This is a genomic window from Psychrobacter sp. UBA6766 (assembly GCF_002453355.1).
Taxonomy (GTDB): domain Bacteria; phylum Pseudomonadota; class Gammaproteobacteria; order Pseudomonadales; family Moraxellaceae; genus Psychrobacter.
In genome coordinates, this window is the sequence record NZ_DKGQ01000005.1 from 12,399 (window position 1) to 37,998 (window position 25,600).

Here is a 25,600-nt window from a genome sequence, read left to right on the forward strand (position 1 = left end):
AAAAATCAAACGTTAAACGTTAAACGTTTACGCCATAAGAAGAGGCTAATGGACCTAGACCACCGCTAAAGCCTTGACCGACGGCACGGAATTTCCAGTCACCGTTATGGCGATACAATTCACCAAAAATCATCGCTGTTTCAGTACTACCATCTTCTGATAGGTCGTAGCGAGCGATTTCAGATGCACCATTGTCATTGACCACACGGATATAAGCGTCGCCAACTTGACCGAAATTTTGGTTACGGGCTTGACCTTCATAGATGATGGCACAGATTGCTACTTTGCTGACGTCAGCGGGAATATTAGCCAAGCTGATTTTGATTTTTTCATCATCACCGTCGCCTTCGCCCGTACGGTTATCGCCTGTGTGCTCAACTGCGCCATTGTCTGACTTTAGATTGTTAAAGAAAATAAAGTCTTGGTCGTTTCGCACTTTACCTGATTCGTTTACCAAAAAGGCAATGGCATCCAAGTCGAACTCTTGGCCGTCAGTGGCACGTGGATCCCAGCCAAGACCGACGGTAATATTGGTCAAACCTGGCGCTTCTTTTGATAAGTTGACGTTGCCGCCTTTTGTTAAGCTAATAGCCATATAAATATCCTTTGGATTAATAATTGAGTGGATTTGATTTTATAAAATAAGAATAGGGCAGTAATTACTATTTTAGCGAAAGTGACTGAGCGTAAAAGGTCAATAAATCGAGCTGTACGTCATAACCTGCCTATCATTACGTTTTACTATACTAAGCGTTTGCTTACTAAGCAAGGCGTATTTTGTGAGCCTATCTGACACTTATATTTTTGCTTATATAAGAGGATATTACGAGCATGCCTGACCTATTTTAGCTATTTATCTTATTATCATTTATAATAGCGCGCTCAGGTTCCCTCCACCCTGACTCAAAAAAAGGCCTCCTTTATGAATACCTGTACTGTTTCAGCCAATCCAATTTCATCCATTCGTTACAGCCGTGCGTTATTCTGGCTTGTTAGTCTGCATATCTTTATCATTGCCATTAGTAATTACTTGGTGCAAATTCCCGTCGGGCTATTTGGTTTTATCACCACATGGGGAGCGGTTACTTTTCCCTTCATCTTCTTGATTACTGATTTAACTGTACGCATATTTGGTCAAGCTCTCGCAAGACGCATTATCTTTTTTGCGATGCTGCCTGCACTAGCCATTTCTTACTACTTTTCGGTAGTATTTGCTGATGGACAGTTTGTTGGTCATGAGCATCTGCTCGATTTTAATTTATTTGTCTTTCGTATTGTCCTTGCTAGCTTTAGCGCTTACGTCGTCGGTCAGCTTTTAGATATCCAAGTGTTTAACAAGTTGCGGCAGCTTAAAACGTGGTGGATTGCGCCCCTTGCTTCGACGTTTTTTGGTAATCTGGTCGATAGTTTTTGCTTTTTTGCCATTGCTTTTTATCAAAGTCCAGACCCATTTATGGCGTCGCATTGGGTTGAGATTGGCACGATGGACTATCTATTTAAGATGGTAATGGGCGTGTGCATCTTTTTACCCATGTATGGTGTGATATTGGCAAAATTGCAGAAGATGCTGGCAGGAAAGTCGTGAGTAAATAATGCCAGTCAGCTCTAATACAACATTCATAGTTTTATTATTAAAAACCATTAAAAAACAGGCCACAACCAATAGCGGCTATGACCTGTTATTTAATAATATAAATCACCCTAAGAGTTAAGCTTAGAATTATCAGCCTATTGAAGCGCTTCTCGTTTACGATAGTTGAGCGAAGCCACAAACGCCCAACCAATAAAGGCAATACCAATTAGACCAGTGATAATTTCTGGAACATGGAATTTAACCGATAACAGCATGATAATAGCTAAAGCACCGATGGCATAATGCGCGCCATGCTCAAGATAAACAAACTCATCAAGCGTGCCTTTATCCACTAAGAAAATAGTCATCGAGCGAACAAACATCGCACCAATGGCAAGACCAAGCATAATCACGATAACGTCATTGGTAATCGCGAACGCACCAATTACGCCATCGAAACTGAATGACGCATCAAGGACTTCTAAGTATAAGAAGCCGATAATACCGCCTTTCATAATCGCACTGGTCGCTGCTGCGCCCGAGCCATTTTCTTCGTTTTCTAAATCCTCTTCGAGATCGCCTTCTAACATTCCAGAGACCACTTGGACGCCAAGATAAACTAAGATACCCCAAACGCCAGCGATTAATACCGCGCCTGATTGTGCATCATTGGCCCATGATACGGCAATCATCAACACAATAAGTGCCACAAACACACTCATGGCATCGACTTTGCCAAGTTTGACCAAACGGCTCTCAAGCCAATCAAACCAATGTACTTCTTTATCATCAAAAATAAAGTTTAAGAACACGAGTAATAAGAAAATACCACCAAAGGCTGATATTTCTGCATGGTGCGCCAATAGTCTGGCTGAGTATTCTTTAGGATCATTTAAAGCCAGATCGACTACTTGCATAATACCAAGGTCGGCCGTCACAGCAACGATAACGATAGGGAATATCAAACGCATACCAAAGACGGCAACCAAAATACCAACCGTTAAAAATATCTTTTTCCAAAATTCGTCCCAGCCTTTAAGGACTGAGGCGTTGACTACCGCATTATCAAAGGATAATGAAATCTCCATGATGGCCAAAATAGCGGTAATCGATAAGGTGGTTATCATACCGCCCATACCGCCATGTGAATATCCCCACCATGCCGCTACTGATAGGGCAATAATGGTGAAGATAAAGTCTAAATAAAAATGTCTCATGACATATCCTGTCTGGTTGCATAAGGCTAAAGTCGGTCTATTATAGACACAAACCACAAAAAAAGTGGCTATTGCTAACCACTTTTTTGCTTAATTTTAAACGAAACCTAAAGCTTTACCAGTCTTTTAGCTAACAATAATTGTGATTATTTTGCAACCATATTTTACTGACAGAATGACGTTTAATAGTATTGCGGCATCGCTCTAGGTTTCGGGTAGGATTGTCGTTTAGACAATCGCTTAGCTCAGATTAAACGTCGATTCAAATATCGACGCCATACTGATGGCACATAGCTTGTAAGCCGCCAGAGTAACCTTGACCGACAGCGCGGAACTTCCACTCGCCATTATGACGATAGACTTCGCCAAATACCATTGCAGTTTCAACAGAGTAATCTTCTGCTAAATCAAAACGAACCACTTCCGTGCCAGTTTCTTCATTAACAACACGGATAAAAGCGTTCGCTACTTGACCGAAGTTTTGGCTACGCGCGGCGGCGTCATGAATCGTTACAGTAACGACAATTTTATCGATATCAGCAGGAACTTGGGTTAGGTTTACTTTGACGACCTCATCATCGCCATCACCTTCGCCAGTACGGTTGTCGCCAGTGTGTTCAATCGCGCCATTGTCTGATTTAAGCTGGTTGTAAAAAATAAAGTCATGATCGCCGCGGACTTTACCTGCAGTGTTTAATAGGAAAACACTGGCATCAAGATCAAACTCAGCGCCAGAGGTCGCGCGCTCATCCCAACCAAGACCGATAAGGAGCTTGGTTAGGTTTGGATCGGTTTTGGTTAGCGATAAGTTACCGCCTTTATTCAATGATAAAGCCATGAGGTTATCCTTGTTATTAGAGTGATTGGTTTGATGGTTCAACTATATAAATCAAAACGTTAGCAAAAGTAGGATTAAAGCGGTTGTAAATCTATCGCTTAACGGTTGCTAGTAACGGTCTATCATAGCAACAAAAAATGACCCAATCAAAGCTGATTAGGTCATTGTTATGTTTCATCGCCAGTTAGCGCAAAAATCTAAAATTTACTGAATTTTCCAACTATTTTAACGATGGCGAATCTCAAAGCTTTGGTGAATCGGCTTTTTGATATTAAAGTCAAACCCAATGGTTTGTGGGGTGATGTCGACAATATCATAGCGTTCGGTTAACTGCTCATCGAGCTCAAAGCGCGTGAAGTTGTTTGAGAAATATAGGACGCCATCAGAGGTCAAGCGGTTCATCGCACGGTTGATAAGGGCGGCATGGTCACGTTGCACATCAAAGGTGCCTTGGAACTTTTTCGAGTTTGAAAAAGTTGGCGGATCAATAAAGATGATATCAAATTGCTCGGTATTGTCCTTAATCCACTCAAAAATATCAGCAGCGACGAATTGATATTTATTACCACTGACATTTAAGCCATTTAAGGCAAAGTTTTGCTTGCCCCAATCCAGATAGTTTTGTGATAAGTCAACGCTGGTGACTTTTTTCGCACCCGCCAATGCCGCGTGGAGACTTGCGGTACAGGTATAAGCAAATAGGTTCAGCACCGACTTACCGCGGCTGTTATCTTTGATACGGGCGCGCATATTGCGGTGGTCAATAAACAACCCCGTATCTAAATAATCGGTAAAGTTGACATACAAATACGCGCCATTTTCGCGGGCAACATAAAATTTACCGCGTTTTTCACTATTACCTTGCTTGCTATATTGGTCGTTACCCGATTGGCGCGCACGAGTTTTGATAAAGACTTGTTCGCGGTTAATGTTGAGCACTTCGCGAATACCCATTAACGCTAGATTAAAACGTTTTTTGGCCGTTTCAGGTGGAATGGTTTTTGGCGGCGCATATTCTTGAACGTGTACATAGTCGCCATACAAGTCAATCGCGACTTTAAAGTCAGGTAAATCAGCGTCGTAAACCCGAATATTGCTGACATTGTCTTTTTTAGCCAACTTTTTAAGTTTGGTCAGGTTTTTTTGCAAACGGTTAATAAAGTCTTGACCGTCTTCTACTTCAATCTCACGTTTTTCAAAGCGACTGACCAGATTGCCTGTTTGCCCAGAAATTAGCGTTCCATAACGGAAGTAAACCGTAATAGCGCCGTTATGACAGCGCAGCGTTTTTGGCTCTTTAATCGGCAAGATATCGACTTGTTCGACATTGGCTGCCAATATGCCAAGCATCGGATTGATACCGCTAGCAGCAAAGCTGTCTTGTAAAATCAACCCCAACGCTTGATATAACGGCTTAATCATCTCTTCGTCACCCAAACGCTCACCATAAGGTGGGTTGGTAATTATTAGAGGATTGCTTAAGCGACCGTCATCGGCCAATGGTTTTAGCGTGCTGCTTAGTTGGTCAAGAGCGCGCGTTTCAAGGTCGAGTAGCGGCAATAAGTCTTGCAAACCTGCGGCAATGAGGTTCTTTTCTGTTGCCAAAATGGCGCCGCTGTCGGCATCAAAACCTAAAACGAGCGGCAGCGTATCTGGTTGTTCATTGATAATGGCCAATGATTCACGAAAGCGTGTTTGGGCATCATCAATCATCTGTTGCCATAGTGCCTCATCATGATGTTGCCATTGATAAAAGCCAAATTGATTGGCTGCTTTATCGATTCCGACGGCATAATCGCAATGCATGAGTAGGGCTTCAATGATAAAAGTACCAGAACCACACATTGGGTCGATTAGGGCATTATAAAAAGGGGCATTCCCGACTGCATTTTTCTTATGCCAACCTGCGCTATAAAGTAACGCTGCCGCTAAGTTTTCTTTTAACGGCGCTTCAGTCATGGCGACCCGGTAGCCGCGGCGGTGTAAGCTAGTCCCTGATAAATCTAAATACAGCTCAGCTTGCTTGTCATTCACAGTGGCAAATACCGAAAAGTCGGGGTTTTTACTATCGACATTCGGGCGGCTGTCATATACTTCATTAAAAGTATCGGCAATCGCATCTTTAATACGTAGCATCGCAAACTGCTGGCTGACGGCGACGCGTTTATCGACAGACAGTCGAATCGCAAACGTCTGCTCCAAGCTAAATTGCTCCGTCCAATTGACAGATTTTGCCAAGCCATAGAGCTGTTCCGCTACATCGTATTCGGCATTAATGTTTTTACGTTTAATCAGCATCAACACTCGTGACGCCACCCGTGACCATAAACAAATCGTATAAAGGTCGCGCAACGTGCCGGTAACCGCCAAACGCCCCGTACTTTTTATATCGCTTGCAATACCGAAACTGCTTAGCTCAGTCTGTAGCGGTGCTTCAAGCCCATCAGCACAAGTAATAATAAGGTCAAGCGACAACTCTGCTGAAGCGACTGGTGAGGAGTTGGGCGTGGTTGTTTCGGTCATACGGATACCTGTGGGCTAAATTGATAAATAATGCGCCTCAAAATTATGTTGTTTAAAATCTTGAGGTTTAACTGGCAATTTTACCATAATTACGAAGTGGATGGTTTAAAGTGGTAGGGTTTATGGTGCGGTGTTTAAGATTCTATGCTTAAAGGCTAGGTTGAAAAAATGAAGACTTATTGGTTTCTAAAATTATCGAGCAGTTACTTATCATCTTTTTTCAGTGAGCTTTCTTCGGTGATTAGTTTGGTCGTGGTGGCAAATGGTTTGGTCTCGATAGGGTAATCGACGTTCTTTGGCATTAGCAGGCGCATATGCGGGTAGGGGGTTGAGATATTCGCCTCATCAAAGGCGCGTTTGATATTTTCCATTAACGCTTCTTTAATCTTGGGCATTCGCGCAACCGCGGCAGGTTTGACCCAAAAACGGGCGACAAAAAATACCCCGTATTCGCCAATCTCGTCTACGGTCGCTGAAGTTTCAGGGCGCTTTAGTACCACGTCACTATCAGACAATACTTGTAAAATAACCTCGCGTGCTTTATCGACATCATCTTCAAAAGCAATGCGCATGCGGATATCAAAGCGAATGAAGTTTTTGGAGGTTAAATTGGTGACCACTGATGAGGCAACGTTGGAGTTAGGAATAATGACGGTGATATTGTCACGAGTTAAAATATGCGTCGTCCGTAAAGCGATAACCACCACCCGCCCTTCGTTGTCATTGATATTGATCCAATCGCCGACTTGAAAGGACTGCTCAAGTAAAATAGTAATGCCAGCGATAAAGTTGGCAAGCGTTGATTGCGCAGCAAAACCCACGGCAATTCCGGCAATCCCCAAACCTGCTACTAAAGATACGATATCAAAGCCAAATTGCGCCATGACGCTGGCAAGCCCAAATACCAACAACAATACTGATAAAATATTCTTAAGCAGCTGCTCAATAGAAGCATTTAAACCATAATGCTGTAACACCTTATGAATAATGTGTCCAGATGACGCCCATAAAACATAATAAATACCCGCCCAAGTCCCTGCTTTGGCAGTGGCTTTGACCGTATCTGGTTCAAAGCTTAGCTGACTCATAATGGCAATTAAGCTGCTGACTATCCAAATGTAACGTAGCGCAGAGCGGGCGATCTTAGACCGGCGTTCATTTAGACCGACTCTGCTTTTGCTTTTTTTAATGATATAGATGGCAAGCCAATAAAAAAATCCCAATACCGCCAGTAGTATTAAGATTTTGATAGCTGTGCTCACCAATTCTACTGACTTAGAGGTCCAGTCCAATGAGTCTTCGTCTATGGTACCGCCGATCGCAAGATATAGGCTGGTATGTAGGTCGCGAACAATCTCTTGAAAAAAGTCAGTAATACCAGCGATTGCCATTGTTTTATCCATGCAAAGTTTGGGTCTATGTAAAACTAAGTTGATTAGCTGGCTAGAAAGTAGCTTCTTGAGTATCGTGATACTGATAAGGTATTTCCATCATACGTTGAACATTGCGTAATGCTGTACGCAGACCTTCCAATACCGTAGGATGATAAAAAGGTGTATCAAGCATGTGCTTGATACTCATATTATTGGTAATCGCCATCGCTAATATGTGACCGATATATTCAGCATCGGGCGCAACCATACTTGCACCCAAGATTCTATCTGTTTTTTTACAACCATAAATGTGCAGTAAACCACAGTTGACGCCCATCACGCGGCTACGCCCTTGATTATCAAAGCTCACTTTGCCAATCACATATTCAAGCTCTGGATCTGCTTGTATTTCAGGAAGCGACATGCCGACGTTGACGATTTGTGGCGAACAAAATACGATAGAAAATGGCGCGGCAATTGGGCGAATATAAGCATCGCTATTATTATTACAGACCATACTGCCTGCACTAAAGCCTTCATCGCTCGCGACATGTAATAGCGGCAGATAGGCGTTGGCATCACCGACGATATAGACTTCTAAATCGTCAATTTTACCCGTTTTTTTATCCAGCTGTTTTGGACGATTTTTATCATCAAGCTCAACACCTAAGTTTTCAACGCCTAGGGCAGCGATATTATTGCGTCGACCCGTAGCAACCAGTACATAATCGCCTTGCCACTGCCGTGACTCACCAGCGCTATCTTCATAATCGATAAATGCAGCTGAGCCTTCGTTGTCTGCTGCTGTTTGCGTCCCGACATTGTTAATCTTGCTTCCCAAATGCATGGTTAGCTCACGGGTTAGGCAATCAATGGCTTTATTGCTAATGTCATCGTCTTTTAAACCAGCTACTCGTTTGTCACGATTAAAGAGCGTTACCTCGACGCCCAAACGCGTAAAGGCTTGGGCAAGCTCGAGGCCGATGGCTCCTGCGCCGATCACGGCCAGTGATTTTGGTAAGTCAGGCAGCTCAAAGACGGTATCAGAAGTGAGTAACGTATCACCAAGTTTATCCGCCCAGTCATCTGGAATAAAAGGGGCGCTTCCAGTCGCTATAATAATCTTATCCGCTTCAATCAATTCATCATTCACCTCAATCAGACCTTGTTTATTGATATAAGCGCGGCCTGCTATTTTTTTCTCTGCAGGCCAGCTTTCCACTTGCTCTTTAACGTAGTTAGCAAAATGACTGCGTTCGGCGCGAACCCGTTCCATTACTTGTTTGCCATCTATTTGGGCGCTCGCATGAATACCAAACTCGGCAGAATGATTGGTATCATGAGCGCGGTCGGCGGCGGCAATCAGCAGTTTGCTTGGCATACAGCCGACAGCAATACAGGTCGTCGTCCAATACCCATCATTAATAATCAAAACGTCGTCTTTTAGCTTTCTCGCTTGGCGAAAGGCGTTTTGACCGGCCGTACCAGCGCCGATGACCGCTACAGATACCTTGCGCGTCACTTTTTTCTGCATATTATCGGCGGCTCTATTAGGCTGATTATTCATATTATTCTCAAGTAAGGAGGGTTGCATCTTAGATAATAGTTTTACATAAAGGAGGTTATCGAAAACCTTTAAAAATATCAGCTCGCAAGCGTGGTAAGTAAGCGTTCTGAATAACCTTTCGCTTTTAAGTTGCGCTGCGCATGAGTCAGCGTACCATTTTTATCAAAGACAAAAGCTGAACGTATAAGTCCTAAGGAGATTTTGCCGTACATATTTTTTTCTTTAATTACATCAAAATAGTGGCACAATCTCTCATCACTGTCACTAATAAGCGGGATATCTAGATCGTATTTAGCGATAAATTTTTCATGAGATTCGACGCTATCACGCGATACTCCAATAATATCGTAGCCCAATTCATCAAATTGATTGAGATGAGCGGTAAATTCTGTTGCTTGGGTGGTGCAGCCTGGGGTACTGTCTTTTGGATAAAAGTATAGAATCAATCCTTTATCGGTGTGAGCGACCAAATCCTTTAGGCTGATGTCGTCGTGAATAAAATTGCCATCCAGTTCGCGTACTATGGTGACTGGAAAATCGGGCAGGATGATGTTTTCTGTGGTTGGCTTTGCCATGATAAAACCCTTATTAGTTTCGGTTAAGCGTATACGATGCTAAGTGGACTTATTATAGGCAGATTAGCAGAAATAAATACTCGGTTTTACACTTCACTTATTCATTCGCAACAAAAAAGACTGGCAATGACCAGTCTTTTGTATTTTTCAGAGAATTCGATTTAAGCAGGTTTTTGTGGTTGCTTTAGATCCAATCCAACGGTGCACTGTTGCAAGTCTTTTTGCATTTTTTTCACATATGGCAAGCCCGATGGGTCTTTTTTGCTTTTTGCATAGCTTTCGATTTCCCACATTTGACCGATAGTCATATTGCTACGGACACCGATGGTGCAGTTACAAAGCTTGGTAGCATCACTTTTATTAGCGACTTTATATTTGACCGCGCCATTGACACAGGTATTGATATTGTCTTGTTTGATATCGGCAGCGTTTGCTTGTGGCAATGCAAACAGTGCCGCTAGAGCTAGGGGTAATACAGGCAACAACTTCATAAATGTCCTCTACAGGTCGCGTCAATTTTTCAGATTTTATAATCAGAAAAAAATTTTGGGTAGTGTTATTTTGTCACTGGTTCTGGTACGGATGTGGTTAAATATATGAGCGTTTTTCTATCTAGATAACTCACTATATTTATCGAATAATCAGTACTTATAAGTTGTGACTGATATAGTCGTCCATACCATAACAAGTAAATTGCTTAAAATACAACGATAGCGTGCTGTGTTAATGCAAGCAAATGTTGCGCGAATGTTTAATAGCTTTGTAATTTAAGACCATTACTCTAGCGTTTTCAGGCAGTTATCATTAAATTTCAAAGCATTTTACAGTACTATTGAAACTGATAATGCGTTGGATCAGCAACGCCAGCTTGCGCAAATCCTTGGCGACGTAACGCACAGCTGTCGCATACACCGCAGGCAAGACCGTTTGCATCGGCGCGGTAGCAAGAAATCGTCTGCCCATAATCAACCCCTAACGACAAACCAAGCTCAATGGTTTTGGCTTTGGATAATTGCTGCAGCGGAGTTTGAATCGATAAACGATGACCGGTAACGCCGGCTTTGGTAGCAAGGTTCGCCATATGTTCAAAAGCGGCGATATATTCTGGACGACAATCAGGGTAGCCTGAATAATCGACTGAACTGACGCCAATGACAATATGGTTGGCATTCGTCACTTCTGCAACGGCTAAGGCATAAGACAAAAATATCGTATTACGCGCTGGTACATAAGTATTCGGAATGGCATCATTATCGATCTCATCGCGATTTTTACTGGGGAATTTACCGGTATCGCCATCAGGGACCATCATACTGTGATCGGTCAGCGACGAACCACCAAGTTGAGCAATATCGATATCAATAATGCGGTGGTTCACCTGTGCCGTTTCAGCAATGGCTTTGGCCGCGACGAGCTCGCTATTATGACGTTGACCATAGTTAAAGCTGACGGCCGTCACAGAGGCATAGTGCGCCTTTGCCCAGTACAAACAAGTCACGGAATCAAGTCCGCCTGACAGTAATACAACGGCATTTTGGTTTTTATGCAGCATGTTTAAGTCAGCGTTGTTTTCGTGATTAGAAGAGGAGGGCTGTGAAGTCACTTGAGTCATAGTAGTATCTATTATTAGTTTAAGAAGCGATTGATTTTCACAAAAAAGATTTGCGAAAAACGTCTATTTTAGCAAAGTTAGCCTTATTACAGAACCTTGAGGACGCTATTAAAGTGAGATTAAAGGGATGCTAAAAATGGATTAAAATGCCACTAATTTTGCGCTACTTTTTAATCTGTCAGCAAAATTTGTTATAATCGCTGCCTTTAAAGCCAGTGTGCGAATTTAGCCAGCGCGCTAAAAGCATGACCAATTGTTTTATCGCAAAATTAACTTTGTAAAGATATTGAGTAGCTTATGACCGTCGCGACCTTGTTTACGCCTAAAATTCCCCCTCAGTTTGATACTTCTACGGATATTATCTCTTCGGAGACTGATTCTGCCGATACTGGCTGGGATAGTGACGTGCTAGAGACTGACGAAGCGACAAGTGACGACAATGCCAATGCAGCTGAGCAAGCGTCATCTTATCAAATCCTACCGACCGAAACGGCAGAATTTCGTAAACTACAAAAAAAGCTGCGTCGCCAAGTATCATGGGCAATTCGTGACTTTAATATGATTGAAGATGGCGACGTTGTCATGGTTTGTGTCTCAGGCGGTAAAGACAGCTACACGTTGTTGGATATTTTATTGCTACTCAAACGCATTGCCCCGATTAGCTTTGATATCGTCGCGGTCAATCTTGACCAAAAGCAGCCTGGTTATCCAGAGGATATTTTGCCCGCCTATCTGAACGAACAAGGAATCGCTCATTATATTTTAGAAAAAGACACTTATAGTATTGTCAAAAGCGTGGTTCCAGAAGGTAAAACTTATTGTTCGGCGTGTTCACGTCTGCGCCGCGGTTCGCTGTACGGTTTTGCCAAACAAATCGGTGCAACCAAAATTGCGCTTGGACATCACCGCGATGATATGCTCGCGACTTTCTTTTTAAACTTATTTCACGGTGGCGCGCTTAAATCTATGCCGCCGAAACTGCTTAGCGATGATAAACAAAATCTGCTTATCCGCCCGCTCGCTTACGTTGAAGAAAAAGACATTATCGAATATGCGCGTTTAAAAGAATTTCCGATCATCCCCTGTAATTTATGCGGCAGCCAAACCAATCTACAACGGGCGATTATTAATGACATGCTGCGCGAATGGGACGATGCTCATCCGCAGCGTTTAGCATCTATCTTTAAAGCGATGCAAAATGTGGCACCGTCGCAATTAGCAGATCGTGAGTTGTTTGATTTTGAGTCATTGAGCCTCGACCGTGATGACAACGAGCGCTTGTTTGAAGGCGATAATATTCAAGCAGGGCAGACCGATAGTCTGGCTGAAATTGGCTTACCGGTATCGCCAAAGACTCAAGTCTTTAATCCAAAATCTGCCAATAATCAGCGACAAGTAGAAACAACAAAGAATAGTCGCCAAATGGAGAAAATTCCCACAATTAATCCCGTGATTTAAAGCACGTCTAGCATTCAATTGGTTTTATAAAGCTTTATTTTTATAAAGCGCACATCATAAAAAACCAGCGCATTATTAACTAATGGCTGGTTTTTGTGTTTATTGAACATCAAAGCTTAACTTTCAGCGAATACGGATAGCGGGTTAAAACTCACTTCTGAGCGCGGCAATTTTGCCACGTCTTTTATACGCCAATCATCCTTACCATCATTGCTGACTTGTAAATAATACTTGGCTTTGACGGGGTCGATATCTACTTGGGCGCTATATTTATTGCCTTCTTGATGTTTTAGCACCACATCACGATCTTTTTTGATATCGGTGGCATGTGAGATAGACAACTCTAACGTATCAGGATACGTAATAGGCCCACCGTTTAGTAACTTGCCAGACTGCAAGCTTTGCTCAGGATAATTCAGATAAAACACAACAGTCCCATTATCTGAAAATTGCATCTTTCCGTGTAAGTCTAAATCATAAGCGAGTTTGTCGCGCGAGACGTCCTGATAGAGGGTTTTGCCATCCATGTACCAATCGTCGCGTACCACACTGTCGCGGATTTGATAAGAGTAGTAAACAAACCAGAGACAAGCGATCACGACTAAAGCTGGCATGCCAATGACGAAGATAACCACCATATAATTCTTATACCATGGAAGGCTATCTTGATGCTTAAAGCTGTCTTGATGCTTAACGTTTGGAATTGGACTAGACATAATATACCTATTAATCAGATATTCGTTTATAAAACGCTGTTTATCAGCTCGCTATAAACGCTATCAAAGAATAAACTGACGGCTTAACACAGCCAGCTTAATGATAAATAATTCATCCGCTAATCTTTAATTATTAATCATTGACTAGGGCGCGTCCTCAATTTAATCGATGGACATCTAAATGGGCTAAAAATGGCTAAATTTTGTCAAACTTCGTTAAATAGCTGGGTAATATCCCGATATTAACGGCGCTATTTTCCTTGTTTGGCTGCAATTTATCTCATTTTTATCACCATTTTTAAAATGAGGACACGCCCTAACGGATGAATAAATAAAATTAACTAACGTTCAATAGCTTATTGCCCTTGCGTGGTAAAGATATTTTGTTTACTGACATTATATTTACCATCTTCGCTGGTAACCGTTAAAGTAACTGGCGTTTGACCAAACTCAATCACATCAGGGTCACCATAAATACTGACGGGCATATCAAAGCTTTCACCTGCTTCTAATGGCACATCGTTAAAACGTACCCCTAAGCTTAGGCCATCTTGAGGCTCAAGGCTTACTTTATAAGTATGAGCATCTTGGGTTTTATTGGTCAATTTGACAATATAGCTGTTTTCAATCATACCTTGCTGATTTAATGACGACAACTGATTGCGGTCACGGCGAATATCAATCTCTAGCGGTACGCGGTCAGTCAATGCATATACCACACCGCCACAAAGCACCGCCAGCAAGGTTAAGTAGGCAAAAAAGCGTGGTCGGAAGACGTGGCTCTGCTCTTTCTCTACCAATTGACGCTCGGTCGTATAACGAATCAGTCCGCGTGGGTAGCCAACTTTATCCATCACCTCATTACAGGCATCGACACAGGCAGCACACTGAATACAAGCAACTTGCAAACCGTCACGAATATCAATCCCAGTCGGGCAGACCTGAACGCACATCTGACATTCAATACAATCGCCCAAGTTTTCAGGATGGGTTCCTTTTTTGCGTGCGCCGCGCGGCTCACCGCGTTCATAATCGTATGAAACGACCAATGTATCTTTATCAAACATCACACTTTGAAAGCGACCGTACGGACAGATTTGAATACACATCTGCTCACGCATATAGCCTGCATTCACATAAGTTGAAAAAGCGAAAATAAATATCGATACCCATATCCAAGTTGACCAGTCAGGGAAGGGGATCACACCCCCTAACATTTGCCAACTACCATATAGAGCTTCTGTCCCTGATACATAACTGACGAAAGTCGTCGCTGTAATCATCGAAAACACAAACCAGACAAAGTAGACAATAAAGCGCTTAAATGCTTTTTTGGCACTCATGGGTTCTTTATCAAATTTAATACGCTTATTACGATCGCCAATCACCAATTTTTCTACATACTGAAACATATGCGTCCAAATAGTTTGTGGGCAAGCATAACCGCACCAGACCCGCCCTGCATATACCGTCACCATAAATAGGGCAAAGGCCGCAATAAGAGCAAAGGCGGCAATAAAGTAAAAGTCTTGCGTTAAAAAGGTCATGCCAAAAATATAATAATGCTGTGACGGCACATCAAACCAGATAGCTTGTCTACCGTTATAGCGTAACCACGGTAAAATCAAAAATAACGCTAATAATGCATACATGCTAATCACTCGGATATTTTGATAGAATCCAGTGATAAATCTAGGATGAACGCGTTTTTTATTGGCATTAAGATCGACTTCAACGATAGGGATTTTATTGGATGGTTGTGCTGACATAAACGTGCCTCTTTAAAAAAAGAATCAGTCTGCTGGCATGGGTAACAAAGAGCGGTAAAGCAAAATTTTTTGGCGTTGCGATGTTATCAATGTCAGTTGAGAGCAGAATAGCGCTCAATGGACGAAAAATAATGCTAGACATAGTTTAGCATCAGTTAACCTATAAATGGGGTGAATGTTCAAAAAAACAATCGTTAATTGATAATAAAAAAGGGCAATAAAGCCTTATATCATCTCAATTTTTGACGTTTATTTTTCAATTGATTCTTTAATTTAACTAATGAAAATTTTATATATAATAAGCTAATTATAAAAAAAGGAGAGCTGATATTTCAGGTCTCCTTTTTTAACTCACCATACTATTTAACTCACCACAGTATCAACTTTCTTTAACTGCCGCAGGTTTAGCAGCTTTTGGTGCGGTAGTACTTGCCGGAACTTTGCCTTTGGCTTGGTCCGTTTCAGCGCCACGATCTGACAGTGAGTAAACATAAGCGGCAAGCAGCATAATGCGCTCATTCCCCAGTTTAGATTCCCACTCAGGCATCACACCTGCACGGCCATAACGGATAGTCTCGCGAATAGTTTCACGGTCACCGCCGTATAGCCAAATTTTATCAGTCAAGTTTGGTGCGCCAGTAGAGATCATACCTTTAGCATCTTCACCATGACAAAGTACACAGTTAGTAGGCTCATGGAAGATGGCTTTACCTTGAGCGACTTTGGCTTCATCAAGCTCATAACCTGGTTGGTTACCAGATATTGACAAGACATATTCAGCCGCTGCACGCACGCCATCTTCACCCAGTTGGTCGCGCCAAGCTGCCATACCACCAACGCGGCCATTATGTAGGGTTGTCAAGATGTTTGACGCTTCTCCACCATATAACCAGTCATTGTCAGTTAGATTTGGGAAGCCTTGTGCACCTTTGGCGTTAGAGCCGTGACAGACCGAACAGTTCTGTAAAAACAGGCGACTACCCACTTTTAACGCATTGGGGTTTTCAGAAAGCTTTTCTACATAAGGTGCAAGTTCGGTAACTTTCTCATCAATTTGAGATTGTAGCTCTGCTGGCGGTTTCTCGCTGCGACGCATGGTTGCTTGCATCTCAGAAAGCTCGGCTAGAGTTTTTGTGGCACCGCTCGCACCAGCTTTAGCCAAGATGTTTTTCTCGAAGTTATCAGTAAACACTTTGTTGTTACTTTCGAGGTCACTTGCTAACTCGTTATGTGAAGTCCACGGTTTCGTTTCGCCGTCCACTTCTACAGTTGTGATACCTTCCCATTTCGATGGAAAGATAGCAGGGAAAAATATCCAGTATGCAATAGCCCAAATAATTGAGCCAAAAAATATCACTAACCACCATTTAGGCAGTGGCTTATCGTATTCTTGAATACCGTCATAACTATGGCCAGTAGTACCGTCTTCTTCTACTTCTGGCTTGTATTTCAATACCATTAGTAAAACACCGAGGATAAACGCCCAGCACATGATACTTAATACAGTTATCCAAGAACTCCAAAAAAATGTCATCGTTCATCCTTATTGCGCTGCTTTTCAGACAAAGGTTCTTTATCTTTGTCGTCAAGCGCAAGTTGTGCATCTTCTTCGAAGCGTTTTTTGTTTTTTGGCGAATACGCCCACCATGCAACGCCTACGAAGGCAATAAAGGCAGAAACGGTCGCAATTGTTTGTAATTCACCAATACCCATTAGCGCTGTCCTTCCATCGCAGTACCTAATTGCTGTAAATAGGCAACCAAAGCATCAAGCTCGGTGGCGCCAAGTACCACATCTGGGGCTCCCTCGATATCTTCATCAGTATAAGGTACACCAAATTGATCACGGAATAGACGCATTTTGGTTTGCACATTGGTACCATTTACTTCATTGGTTGCAAGCCATGGGAAACCAGGCATTACAGACTCAGGAACTAATGAACGTGGATCAATAAGATGTTGTTTTTGCCAATCTACAGAGTAGCGTCCACCAACACGTGCCAAATCAGGTCCAGTACGTTTTGATCCCCATAAAAAGGGATGATCCCACGTAGATTCAGCGGCACGCGAATAGGGTCCATAACGCTCAACTTCTGCACGTAATGGACGTACCATTTGAGTATGGCAAACGTGACAACCTTCACGAATATAAATATCACGACCTTCAAATTCGAGTGCAGTCCACGGTTCCATAGAGGGAAGGGGAGCGTTCACCCCACCTTCTTCAGCGCCTCTGTAATCATATATCAGCGGTACGATTTCAACGAGTGTTGCAAAGCTAATAGCAATGACGATACCGATGACCAATAAGCCTGTATTTTTTTCAATAATTTCATGCGGTGTACCAGCCATGATCGCTCCTTATACGTTAGCTGCCGAAGGTTTATCAACACTAGGTTCATGATCCGTTGGGTCAGCAATATCGACAGGTTTACCTTCTGGCATCTTAAGTGTTTTATAAACGTTATATGCCATGACAAACATACCCGATACATACAATAGGCCACCAAAAGCACGACCAATATATGGGAAATGTGAGAACTCAACTGTATCAACGAAGCTATATACCAACGTACCGTCTGGATTGGTTGCTAGCCACATCATGCCTTGGCCGATACCTGAAATCCACATAGAAACGATATAGAAAATAGTACCCGCTGTTGCCAACCAGAAATGCGTGGTGATTAAGCTAATAGAGTACATTTTTGGTTTGTTATAAATACGTGGTAACAGTACATATAACGAACCAATGGTAATCATTCCGACCCAGCCAAGTGCGCCTGAGTGTACGTGACCAATTGTCCAATCAGTGTCATGCGATAATGCGTTGACTGTCTTAATAGACATCATTGGCCCTTCGAACGTTGACATTGCATAGAATGACAATGCCACAATCATAAAGCGAATGATCGGATCGGTACGTAACTTATCCCAACTACCAGATAGGGTTAGGACACCGTTAATCATACCACCCCAAGATGGTGCAAATAGAATGATAGAGAACACCATTGCTAACGACTGCGTCCAATCTGGAATCGCTGAGTAGTGTAAATGGTGACCACCGGCCCACATATAAGAAGCAATCAATGCCCAAAAGTGAACGATAGACAGACGATAAGAATAAATAGGACGACCAATCTGAACCGGAACGAAGTAATACATCATCCCAAGGAAGGCAGCCGTTAGATAAAAACCTACCGCGTTATGACCCCACCACCACTGCACCATCGCATCGGTCGCACCGCCAAATATTGAATAAGATTTAAACGCACTAACAGGGATAGCCATACTATTTACAATATGGAGTAGTGCAATGGCAATAATAAACGCACCAAAGAACCAGTTAGCCACATAGATATGTGAGGTTCTACGTTTAATCAGTGTGCCGAAGAAAACGATGGCATAAGATATCCAGACCAACGCAATCAAGATATCGATTGGCCACTCAAGCTCAGCGTATTCCTTAGTCGATGTCAGACCTAAAGGAAGGGTAATAATCGCTGAGACGATAACCGCTTGCCAACCCCAAAAGGTGAACCAAGCTAAGTAAGGCGCAAATAGTCTCGTTTTACATGTACGCTGAACCACATAATAAGAGGTCGCGAACAGGGCAGAGCCACCAAATGCAAAGATAACCGCGTTGGTGTGAAGCGGTCTTAAACGACTAAATGTCAACCATGGAATGTCAAAGTTTAGTGCTGGCCATGCTAACTGAGAAGCAATGAATACACCAATACTCATGCCGACGATGCCCCATATCACGGCCATTACCGCAAAGAATCTTATGACAGTAATTTCATACTCACGGTCAATTGGGGCGACTGCTGTGTTTTGTAAACTCATTGGATGATTCCTTTACAGCCTGAATTATCAGTAGAATTAACTAATTTTCCACAGCCTCTACATTATAAAAAATCATAAGCAGATAATGACTGCGCTACATGCTGTTTTTTGACTGATCTTATCATTGATAACTTATCAATTATCGTACTTCATTAACTATCAAGCTAGGGCTATGTTAGTTACCAGCTATCGCTGATAAGTAGAGAGCGGCGATAAAAATGCCCTGCGCTCAAAGCTAGTCGATAGTAGGATTGTTAATAAAGGGTCAGATTTGATAAGACACTAAGCCTTCTTTGAGCATCAAACATCTATTGAGGCTGAGTATATATCTTAATTATTACTGTTAAAAGTAGTATGAACGAAGATAGATACTGATATTCAACTGGTAACAAAAACTTATGCACCATAAATGTATGCTAGCGGCGGCTGACAAAAAACATCTTTACGTAATGTTTAGTTAAAACTCCCGACTCTGTTTAAGGGTATTGTAACGCAAACCTAATCAAATATCATCAGAACTATGCGCCAAAATACAAACTCTTTAGTAAAAATAGTTGCAAATAACATAATATTGCAGCGTTATGCATCTATTTTATACCCAATTTCCCTACTATTCTAGGGGTGAAAAAAGATACTGTTCTTCTGCTGAAAAATATAATCCTACGAAGGTTTTGTATCAATAACGCTATTCGCGCCGTAAATAGGTTTTACTTATTAACAAGTGGCGCCTTATAATGGCGCTCTGCAGTATTGCTAACAAGTGGCTTTTACACTGATGTTAACAAATATTTTAATCATTTAAATAGCGGTTAGGCTCAGGTGTTTAATAGTACGGGCCTACTATCATAAATAATAGGTATTAAGGATAATAATATGGCAGTTTTTTTGACAGACGAGTGGTTTGAGCAAGTTGAGCAAATGGGTCGAGAAGCCGGTGAATTAAATTTACCACCTGCTTTGGCTAATATGGTCGTGAACCTAAAAGTAACCGACACTGAACAAAACATTGAAGCCAGTTTCGCCGATGGCTTATTGCATCGCGGCTTAAATGATGCGGCGACAACTACCTTGCTATTGGATCGCAATATTCTGCAGTCCATCATTACCAATTTTGATACCAATGAAATCATGGGCGCTTTTATGGCAGGCAAAATCCGTGTCGAAGGCGATATGTCACAATTGATGGCAGTACAGACTGCGCGTCCAAGTGCTGAGCAAAAAGAGCTTTATAGTCGTATTAAGTCAATGACAACGTTGGCGTAGTTAACAGCCTTTAAGTCTTTATCGAAAAGCGTGTCGTATAGCATAAAAAGCCCTTACAATTTCTTTAAGGGCTTTTTGTTTAGAGACTAAGTAAGATGTTAAATAAAGCTTGGTAAGTAAAGTGTTTTTAAGGTAAATAATGCTTAGCTGGCTTTTGATTGTTGCGTATTCGATTGCGGTTTCTGATTTTCTTTATAAATAGCCGCTTGTAGCCAGATGTTCGCCTGCACGTAATCATGCACTTGAATAGCAGCAGTGGCTTCGGTTTTAGGCGCGCCGATACGAATGACAAACGGGTCTGCATCTTGCTCACGCAGTACCACCACATCAAATAAGATGATGGTCTGACCATTAAATAGCGTTTCTTGCTTACCAAGTACCTGACCTTGGCACCAAGCTTCGTCTTCTTGTCCTACGGTATCACCGAACAGGTAAGCGCACATATGACCTAAATTAATTTCAACAGGTGCCATTTGCTCTTTAGTTTCAGGTTGCCATGCTTTGATTTGTTCTTGTAAGTCATCGGGCATTTTTCCATCATTAGCGGCGACAATATCGTTAAAGGCGCGATGATAGCGAATGGCTTCTTGGTCTTCGACCATAATGACTTCGTCTTGTTTGCTAAGCTTAATTTCATGTGCCCAAGCACTGAAATTCACGTAATAGGCCATATTTTGCTGATACAAATGACGGTTGGCAGTATACAGTTGGTCAAAAGCATAAATGATGCTGCCGTCAGCGGTGCGTAAGCGTAATACCGCATCGTGAGTATTGTCATTGACAATCATGCGTTCGATTTTGCAAGTCAGTCCATAAGGACTATCGACACAAGGATAGGCGTTAATAAAGCATTCAGGCTTACCGTCTTTCATTGCCAATACTTGATTGATGTGACAAGGCTGGTCTTCAGAGAGTAATAAGCAGCTGTCTTTGGCACTGACGTTACTGTTTAGCCCTTTAGGCATGGCGGCTTTTTCAATCATCTTTTGCAGCCATTCTGGCACATCATGACTCATGTCATCGGTCAGAATACGCCAATGATCGGCGTGGCCGGCCGACTGCTCGTCAGTTAGGGTGATTTTGGTAGGCGATTGGATATTTTTATATTGATAATTTATGGTCATGAAGATACTCAAACTTAAGTCAGCCATGAGGTTTGGGTCTAAAACTGTGACTGCTGAAACATTATCCTATCGATGAACGGATTGGTTTATGATAGCCAGCAATGTCGTCAGTGAAGAGGCAACAAACAACAATGAGGGGTTAATGACAATTGTCCTTAGCATACAATATATAGGTATAGACGCAACCAATAGCAAGTCTCTCCCGAAAAATAATCGTAAAACTTAGGTTTTTATGAAAAAATATCGCTAGTTTGCGCTAATGACTGGCACAAATAAGTCAAATTGTGTCAAACTAACTCCCTTTTGACAGCGGTATTTGGCTGCTCATAAACCCTGTTTTTGTGTTCGATTGATATGTTTCTTCGGCAAGTACCATTGTAAATGCAATACTATGCAGCATTTGCCCTAGCTGATTTTTTAACATAAATAAAGTCGCACGTAGATAAGATAAAGAGTTTGAATATGTTTCGTCCTTTAGCGTTATTTATCGGCTTACGGTACACCCGAGCAGAACGTAGTAATGGTTTTATCTCTTTTATATCATTGATTTCGATGATTGGTCTCACGCTTGGGGTCGCGGTATTGATTACGGTGCTATCTGTCATGAATGGCTTCGATCGTGAGCTAAAAACTCGAATTTTGGGGATGGTACCGCAAGCGACGGTTATTTCAACCGAGATTATCGGTGATTGGGAGCAGTTGGCAGATAAGATTAAAGAAGATCCAGAAGTTGCTGCCGTTGCGCCCTTTATTCAGCTGCAGGGAATGCTGACCTCTAATGGTCAAGTAGCGGGGATCATGGTCACTGGCGTCGATCCAAAGTACGAAAAAAACGTCTCTATCATCAACGAGCATATGGTAGAAGGCAGTATTGATACCTTACAAAACGGTGAATTCAGCATTGTGCTTGGCGAAGAGATGGTGCAATCATTAGGGTTACGTTTAGGCGATAAAGTGACTTTGGTGTTGCCAGAAGCGTCACCGTCACCGGCAGGCGTGATACCACGCTTTAAGCGTTTTACCTTGACAGGAATTTTTACCATCAGTCCAGAAGTAGACAGTTTGATGGCATTTATTCCGATGGGTGATGCGGCAAAACTACTGCGTCTGCCGGATGGGGCGCAAGGTATTCGAATGAAGCTTGGTAATATCTTTAACGCACCGATGGCTGCTCAAAAAGCTGCTGCTATTGCTCCTGAGAAGTTATATCCCAGCGATTGGACGCAAACGCATGGCAATCTGTTCGGTGCGATTCAAATGGAAAAAGCCATGGTCGGCTTGCTGCTATTTTTAATTATTCTCGTCGCTGCCTTCAATATTGTTTCAAGTTTGGTCATGTTGGTTACTGACAAAAAAGCAGACATCGCTATTTTAAAAACCTTTGGTGCCTCGCCACGTCTGATTACTCATGTTTTTATGGTTCAGGGTGTAGTTATTGGCTTTATTGGTACGATTGCTGGCACCATACTGGGCGTTATCTTTGCCCTGACCGTCAGTGATATTTTGGGCTTTATCAATCAAACCTTTGGTCTGAATTTATTTGATGCTTACTTCGTCAATTATCTGCCATCGCAGCTGCGCTTAACCGATGTGGTGCTGATTACCAGTGCCTCATTTATTCTGAGCTTTTTGGCGACCATTTATCCAGCACGCCGAGCGGCTAAAATCCAGCCCGCACAAACGCTGCGTTACGAGTAATCTACAGGCGTCAATGCCATTATAAATAAGATAAAGGAAGCATAATGTCTGCGATTTTAAAAGCGACCAATATTAATAAAATTTACGATGAAGGGGCAGTAAGTACCCAAGTATTGACGGGCTTAGATTTGACCGTCTATGCTGGCGAGCGTATCGCGATTGTTGGTACCAGTGGTTCAGGGAAAAGCACTTTGCTGCATTTGCTTGGCGGATTAGACACCCCGAGCAGCGGTGAGGTTTGGTTACACGGTCAGCTGTTAAATAGTATGAATGAGACCGAGCGCGGGGCAATGCGTAATAGACACTTGGGATTTATTTATCAGTTTCATCATCTCTTAGCAGAATTTACTGCTGTTGAAAACGTCGCTATGCCGCTACTTATGCGCCCAAAAGTATCGACCATCGAAGCAAGGCAACAAGCGGTAGATATTTTAAATAGCGTCGGTTTAGAACATCGATTGGCGCACAGACCGGGAGAGCTATCAGGTGGTGAGCGTCAGCGGGTAGCTATTGCTCGTGCGCTCGTGACCAAGCCATCGCTTATCTTGGCAGATGAGCCGACCGGAAACTTGGATTATGACAATGCGCAAAGCGTGTTTGGACTGTTATCTGAGCTGCAAAGTACCATGCAGACGGCCTTATTGATGGTGACGCATGATCGTAGTTTGGCGGCGCTTGCGGATCGTCAGCTGCTCTTGCGTAACGGTCACTGGGAAGATTACTAAAGGCGTCATTTTTTAATACTTTTTTTTAATAAATGGCAGGGTTACTGTTACTAAGTAGTAGCATGATACAGTTAAAGTTTTTATAAATGATAAACAGGACAATCTGATAAATAAGACAATAGATAAGGATTCATGATATGAATAAAGATGATGACCCAATTGAAGAGTTTGGCAGTGCTGAAAAAGGTAACGAGCCATTAAAGCCGTATATGGATCCGACGTTGTTCGATACCCTTGATACACAGGCGCAAATAGACTTGCTTACGCCCGTTTTTGACGCGATTACATTGGCAGGTGCTGATTATGATTTAAAGGCGCAAGATAGTGCCACGGGCAAACGCTACACGCTCTTAAAAGATGAGAAGGTGATTGATGTCTTTGTTCTGGATACCAATCTAGCAGATAATATTCAAAACGCTATCGCAGCACATAAAGAGCGTGAAGGCGAATTGTAGGCCCCTGATAAAACTTAGCGGCTTCTTTGTTTTTATCGTATTACCCTTGTTGATGCGTGATGATTAATGCTTAGGTGGCTTATCAGAAGAGTTCTGTTGACGTTTTTGCCAGCTGGTGACGGTTTTGTAGCGCCAGACGGCTTTAAATACTAGGCCGCATACGATACTGCTGATAACCGCCAAAATCGTTAACCCTAAACAAAAAGCCGCTATAGATACGGTACCTTTATAAGTAATAAAGGGGTTGGCGCCATCAGAGATGATCCATAAGCTAAAGTCAGAAATCATTCTGCCGATAATCCGCAAGCTAATCATGGGGACATCAAGGATTTTGGCACCAATATAATAACCAGCGTAAAATACCGGTAGCGTCGTGAGCGGGTTAGTAATCCAGGTGAGACCAAGCGCCATGGGGACATTGGCACGAAAAATCAGCGCGCCGATCAACGCCAATAACATCTGTCCTGGCAGCGGAAAAAATGCACTAAGCACACCGATATAGACCGCTTTATTCAAACTATGGCGATTAAAATGCCATAATCGTGGGTCGGCAAGTTGCGGCGCAAATAGTTTTAATGAGCGACTTTCTAAGATTTTTTCAGGGGTAGGAAGTAGGTCTTTTAGACGTTTGTTTGGCACAGAATCGCCTTTACTTGTTATCTACAGTCCGCTCAATCACATTGATGGGCTGATATACAGTGATATTATTAATAAAAAATATAGGTAAGAATGTTATCAGAAAAACAAGCAGATAATGTTGAATAATCACCATCGCAATATTTCTGCTCAGTATAGGGTATTAGCCGCATAAATACCATCGCTTGACGGTTTGGTCTAAGGTTAGGACGGTCGTCAGTTATCATCTATCGTACAGTCTATATTTATCAGACGAACTATCAAGCAAGCGAGGAACGCTGGTGTACTGGTTAATTGGTAGCTCGATAATCATCGTTATGACGGGCGTGCTGGCTGTTTCGGATAGTATGACAATGCCAGTCAGTCCGTTATTGATGGAAAGCAACGCGGTTTCCATCTTGCCGTTATTGTTAACGGTTTTAACCATTATTCTTGTATTTATCAATCAACGTTATATTCCGTTTGCTTCTTTATCTAACGCTAAAAAACCTTTTTCTCAAAGCTCTTCTATTCAAAAAAATCCTGCTCGAAACTCTTCTGTTCAAGACTTGGCTAAAATCTCTTCTTATACAGTTACGTTACTTTTTAAATTCGCTCATTATTTTTTATTGGTAATACCAATCCCAACAATTAAAG

Annotated in this window: 23 protein-coding genes and 1 pseudogene; 7 read left to right on the forward strand and 17 right to left on the reverse strand. The window is 42.3% G+C overall.

The window, feature by feature from the left end; all coding sequences use genetic code 11:
* Nucleotides 1–19: 19 nt before the first annotated feature.
* Complete coding sequence (locus B4K26_RS01565; RefSeq protein ID WP_296243134.1) at nucleotides 20–595, reverse strand: TerD family protein; 576 nt, start codon at nucleotides 593–595, stop codon at nucleotides 20–22.
* 327 nt (nucleotides 596–922) lie between these two features.
* Between B4K26_RS01565 and B4K26_RS01570 the strand changes: the two genes are divergently transcribed.
* Nucleotides 923–1,585 (forward strand): 7-cyano-7-deazaguanine/7-aminomethyl-7-deazaguanine transporter, encoded by a 663-nt coding sequence (locus B4K26_RS01570; protein WP_296243135.1) that lies wholly within the window; start codon nucleotides 923–925, stop codon nucleotides 1,583–1,585.
* 143 nt (nucleotides 1,586–1,728) lie between these two features.
* Here B4K26_RS01570 and B4K26_RS01575 read toward each other — a convergent pair whose 3' ends face one another.
* From B4K26_RS01575 to queC, 8 genes are all read right to left on the reverse strand, one after another.
* Entirely contained in the window at nucleotides 1,729–2,790 is a 1,062-nt protein-coding gene (locus B4K26_RS01575) for a DUF475 domain-containing protein (protein ID WP_296243136.1), read from the reverse strand.
* Between the two features lie 262 nt (nucleotides 2,791–3,052).
* Nucleotides 3,053–3,628, reverse strand: coding sequence for a TerD family protein (locus tag B4K26_RS01580; protein WP_296243137.1), 576 nt, complete (start codon nucleotides 3,626–3,628; stop codon nucleotides 3,053–3,055).
* A 225-nt stretch (nucleotides 3,629–3,853) separates the two neighbouring features.
* Nucleotides 3,854–6,151, reverse strand: a complete 2,298-nt coding sequence (gene rlmKL, locus B4K26_RS01585) for a bifunctional 23S rRNA (guanine(2069)-N(7))-methyltransferase RlmK/23S rRNA (guanine(2445)-N(2))-methyltransferase RlmL (protein ID WP_296243138.1) — start codon at nucleotides 6,149–6,151, stop codon at nucleotides 3,854–3,856.
* A gap of 203 nt (nucleotides 6,152–6,354) precedes the next feature.
* Nucleotides 6,355–7,542: a mechanosensitive ion channel family protein gene (locus B4K26_RS01590; protein ID WP_296243139.1), complete on the reverse strand. Its 1,188-nt coding sequence runs from the start codon at nucleotides 7,540–7,542 to the stop codon at nucleotides 6,355–6,357.
* A 52-nt stretch (nucleotides 7,543–7,594) separates the two neighbouring features.
* Entirely contained in the window at nucleotides 7,595–9,091 is a 1,497-nt protein-coding gene (locus tag B4K26_RS01595) for a dihydrolipoyl dehydrogenase (protein WP_296243140.1), read from the reverse strand.
* 77 nt (nucleotides 9,092–9,168) lie between these two features.
* A complete protein-coding gene (locus B4K26_RS01600) occupies nucleotides 9,169–9,666 on the reverse strand; it encodes a peroxiredoxin (RefSeq protein ID WP_296243141.1) in 498 nt (165 codons plus the stop codon).
* Nucleotides 9,667–9,827: 161 nt separating this feature from the next.
* Nucleotides 9,828–10,157: a hypothetical protein gene (locus B4K26_RS01605; protein WP_296243142.1), complete on the reverse strand. Its 330-nt coding sequence runs from the start codon at nucleotides 10,155–10,157 to the stop codon at nucleotides 9,828–9,830.
* 338 nt (nucleotides 10,158–10,495) lie between these two features.
* A complete protein-coding gene (gene queC / locus B4K26_RS01610) occupies nucleotides 10,496–11,218 on the reverse strand; it encodes a 7-cyano-7-deazaguanine synthase QueC (protein ID WP_296243157.1) in 723 nt (240 codons plus the stop codon).
* 357 nt (nucleotides 11,219–11,575) lie between these two features.
* On the opposite strand from queC, the gene ttcA reads away from it, so the two are divergent.
* Nucleotides 11,576–12,736 (forward strand): tRNA 2-thiocytidine(32) synthetase TtcA, encoded by a 1,161-nt coding sequence (gene ttcA, locus B4K26_RS01615; RefSeq protein ID WP_296243143.1) that lies wholly within the window; start codon nucleotides 11,576–11,578, stop codon nucleotides 12,734–12,736.
* A gap of 116 nt (nucleotides 12,737–12,852) precedes the next feature.
* Here the strand turns inward: ttcA and B4K26_RS01620 are convergent, their stop codons facing one another.
* The 6 genes from B4K26_RS01620 to ccoN form a co-directional block, all read right to left on the reverse strand.
* On the reverse strand, nucleotides 12,853–13,452 hold the full coding sequence (locus B4K26_RS01620; protein WP_296243144.1) for a FixH family protein: 600 nt from the start codon (nucleotides 13,450–13,452) through the stop codon (nucleotides 12,853–12,855).
* A gap of 356 nt (nucleotides 13,453–13,808) precedes the next feature.
* Complete coding sequence (ccoG, locus tag B4K26_RS01625; protein ID WP_296243145.1) at nucleotides 13,809–15,221, reverse strand: cytochrome c oxidase accessory protein CcoG; 1,413 nt, start codon at nucleotides 15,219–15,221, stop codon at nucleotides 13,809–13,811.
* 379 nt (nucleotides 15,222–15,600) lie between these two features.
* Nucleotides 15,601–16,755, reverse strand: a complete 1,155-nt coding sequence (ccoP, locus tag B4K26_RS01630) for a cytochrome-c oxidase, cbb3-type subunit III (protein ID WP_296243146.1) — start codon at nucleotides 16,753–16,755, stop codon at nucleotides 15,601–15,603.
* A complete protein-coding gene (locus tag B4K26_RS01635; protein WP_296243147.1) occupies nucleotides 16,752–16,934 on the reverse strand; it encodes a cbb3-type cytochrome oxidase subunit 3 in 183 nt (60 codons plus the stop codon). The genes ccoP and B4K26_RS01635 overlap by 4 nt, the downstream gene beginning before the upstream one ends.
* Complete coding sequence (gene ccoO / locus B4K26_RS01640) at nucleotides 16,934–17,572, reverse strand: cytochrome-c oxidase, cbb3-type subunit II (RefSeq protein WP_296243148.1); 639 nt, start codon at nucleotides 17,570–17,572, stop codon at nucleotides 16,934–16,936. The genes B4K26_RS01635 and ccoO overlap by 1 nt, the downstream gene beginning before the upstream one ends.
* Before the next feature lie 9 nt (nucleotides 17,573–17,581).
* Nucleotides 17,582–19,063: a cytochrome-c oxidase, cbb3-type subunit I gene (gene ccoN, locus B4K26_RS01645; protein ID WP_296243149.1), complete on the reverse strand. Its 1,482-nt coding sequence runs from the start codon at nucleotides 19,061–19,063 to the stop codon at nucleotides 17,582–17,584.
* An 873-nt stretch (nucleotides 19,064–19,936) separates the two neighbouring features.
* Here ccoN and B4K26_RS01650 point away from each other — a divergent pair.
* Nucleotides 19,937–20,326: an SCP2 sterol-binding domain-containing protein gene (locus tag B4K26_RS01650; protein WP_296243150.1), complete on the forward strand. Its 390-nt coding sequence runs from the start codon at nucleotides 19,937–19,939 to the stop codon at nucleotides 20,324–20,326.
* A gap of 143 nt (nucleotides 20,327–20,469) precedes the next feature.
* On the opposite strand, the gene B4K26_RS01655 is transcribed toward B4K26_RS01650, so the two are convergent.
* Nucleotides 20,470–21,450 (reverse strand): hypothetical protein, encoded by a 981-nt coding sequence (locus B4K26_RS01655; RefSeq protein WP_296243151.1) that lies wholly within the window; start codon nucleotides 21,448–21,450, stop codon nucleotides 20,470–20,472.
* A gap of 462 nt (nucleotides 21,451–21,912) precedes the next feature.
* Here B4K26_RS01655 and B4K26_RS01660 point away from each other — a divergent pair, with 462 nt between their 5' ends.
* The 3 genes from B4K26_RS01660 (at nucleotide 21,913) to B4K26_RS01670 (ending at nucleotide 24,328) form a co-directional block, all read left to right on the forward strand.
* Nucleotides 21,913–23,148 (forward strand): lipoprotein-releasing ABC transporter permease subunit, encoded by a 1,236-nt coding sequence (locus B4K26_RS01660; RefSeq protein ID WP_296243152.1) that lies wholly within the window; start codon nucleotides 21,913–21,915, stop codon nucleotides 23,146–23,148.
* Nucleotides 23,149–23,192: 44 nt separating this feature from the next.
* Entirely contained in the window at nucleotides 23,193–23,873 is a 681-nt protein-coding gene (lolD, locus tag B4K26_RS01665; RefSeq protein WP_296243153.1) for a lipoprotein-releasing ABC transporter ATP-binding protein LolD, read from the forward strand.
* Between the two features lie 137 nt (nucleotides 23,874–24,010).
* Complete coding sequence (locus B4K26_RS01670) at nucleotides 24,011–24,328, forward strand: hypothetical protein (protein ID WP_296243154.1); 318 nt, start codon at nucleotides 24,011–24,013, stop codon at nucleotides 24,326–24,328.
* 63 nt (nucleotides 24,329–24,391) lie between these two features.
* Here B4K26_RS01670 and B4K26_RS01675 read toward each other — a convergent pair whose 3' ends face one another.
* Nucleotides 24,392–24,967: a DUF2062 domain-containing protein gene (locus B4K26_RS01675; protein WP_296243155.1), complete on the reverse strand. Its 576-nt coding sequence runs from the start codon at nucleotides 24,965–24,967 to the stop codon at nucleotides 24,392–24,394.
* Nucleotides 24,968–25,245: 278 nt separating this feature from the next.
* On the opposite strand from B4K26_RS01675, the pseudogene B4K26_RS01680 reads away from it, so the two are divergent.
* Nucleotides 25,246–25,600, forward strand: a pseudogene (locus B4K26_RS01680) (hypothetical protein); the annotation flags it as partial.